Source organism: Streptomyces sp. NPDC001220 (assembly GCF_053597895.1).
This window is the reverse complement of sequence record NZ_JBSFJE010000055.1, coordinates 1-1,417: the sequence shown is the minus strand read 5'-3', so window position 1 is coordinate 1,417 and position 1,417 is coordinate 1. Positions and strand designations below refer to the sequence as shown.

The following is a 1,417-nucleotide window of genomic DNA, read 5'->3' as shown; positions in this document are numbered from 1 at the left end:
AGAGCTTGTAACACGATCTTGTTGAGGTGTCCTGGTCGGGCGTGACCGATGTGACGATTCAGCCGTTCGGGACGGTGTGAGTACTCGGCCGTGGATCGTGGATGACGACTTGTGGGCATTGATTGAGCCATTGCTGCCGCCCTGGCCTGAGCGATCACCGGGGCCGCGGCCTGTGCCGGACCGGCTGTGTCTGCAGGGCATTCTGTACGTGCTCCACAACGACATAGCCTGGCAACTGCTGCCCCTGGAGTTGGGGTTCGGCTCCGGACAGACCTGCTGGAGGCGTCTGGAGCGGTGGCAGCAGGCCGGGGTCTTCGACCGGCTGCACCGTATTCTGCTCGCCGAGCTGAATGCCGCGGGTGGGCTCGACTGGTCCAGGGCGTGTGTCGACGGCTCCCACATCCGTGCGAAAAGGGGGGAGCCGACACCGGTCCGTCACCGGTCGACCGCCGGAAGACGGGCAGCAAGCACCACTTGATCTGCGACGGACGCGGCACCCCGCTCAAGGTCATCACCACCGCGGCGAACGTCAACGACGTCACCCAAACCCTCGCCCTGGTCGACGGCATCCCGCCCGTGGCCGGGCGAGCCGGCCGGCCACGCCGCCGCCCCGATTCGCTGCTCGGGGACAAGGGCTACGACTCCAACCCCAACCGCGAGGAGTTACGCAAGCGCCGGATCCTGCCGGTCATCTCCCGCAAGGGCGCCCCGAACATCAAGGGCCTGGGCAAGCTCCGCTACGTCGTCGAGCAGACCTTCGCCCTGCTCCACCAGTTCAAACGCCTCGCCGTGCGATGGGAACGCCGAACCGAACTCCACGACGCCTTCGTCTCATTGGCCTGCGGCCTCATCTGCTGGAGGCGCCTGAAGAAACACCGATCATGACCGTGTCACGAGCTTTGGCTACAACTCACACCACTCACCCAGAGGGCCGGCCACCCGCGTCTGCGTGAAGTCGTGCACCAGGTCCCACGCCCGATCGGCATCCAGGACAAAATCGCCCATGAACACGGCGAGATCGTCCATGATCGGGACTTCGACCTCGGCACCCGAGGGCGCGGTGCCGTCTCCCGCGAGCAGAGACATCCGCTCGGTGTCACTCATCAGGTGAACGACCGCGTGATCACCTTGGAAGGCCAGGGTCAGCGCCGGGAACTCCCTGTTCGGCAACCGAACCTCGACATACCCCTGGCCACACGAGCGCAGGTCATTGAAGCGATCTGCCAGATCCTTCACCGCTGTGCATCGCTCAACCGGATCGAACAGCCCCGATTCCGGCGACGTCGCCGCCCACACCACGCTCACCGAGTCCCGCTTCCCCATACACAGGCCATCGCCCACGATCCAGGGCCACGCTCCCACGCTCCACCACGACACGACTACCCGGGCTGAGTCACAAGATCGTGTTACGAGCTCA

The 1,417-nt window shown here is 65.3% G+C and carries 2 protein-coding genes; one reads left to right on the top strand and one right to left on the bottom strand.

Features of this window, described 5'->3' with window-relative positions; genetic code table 11:
- Positions 1 to 76: 76 nt before the first annotated feature.
- Positions 77 to 885 (top strand): IS5 family transposase gene (locus tag ACWDGI_RS43585; RefSeq protein ID WP_450768603.1). Its coding sequence is split into 2 segments (ribosomal slippage): positions 77 to 394 and positions 397 to 885, totalling 807 coding nucleotides; the frame shifts between segments, so codons are not numbered across the junction.
- Positions 886 to 903: 18 nt separating this feature from the next.
- Here the strand turns inward: ACWDGI_RS43585 and ACWDGI_RS43580 are convergent.
- Complete coding sequence (locus tag ACWDGI_RS43580; RefSeq protein WP_450768602.1) at positions 904 to 1,305, bottom strand: hypothetical protein; 402 nt, start codon at positions 1,303 to 1,305, stop codon at positions 904 to 906.
- Between the last annotated feature and the right edge of the window lie 112 nt (positions 1,306 to 1,417).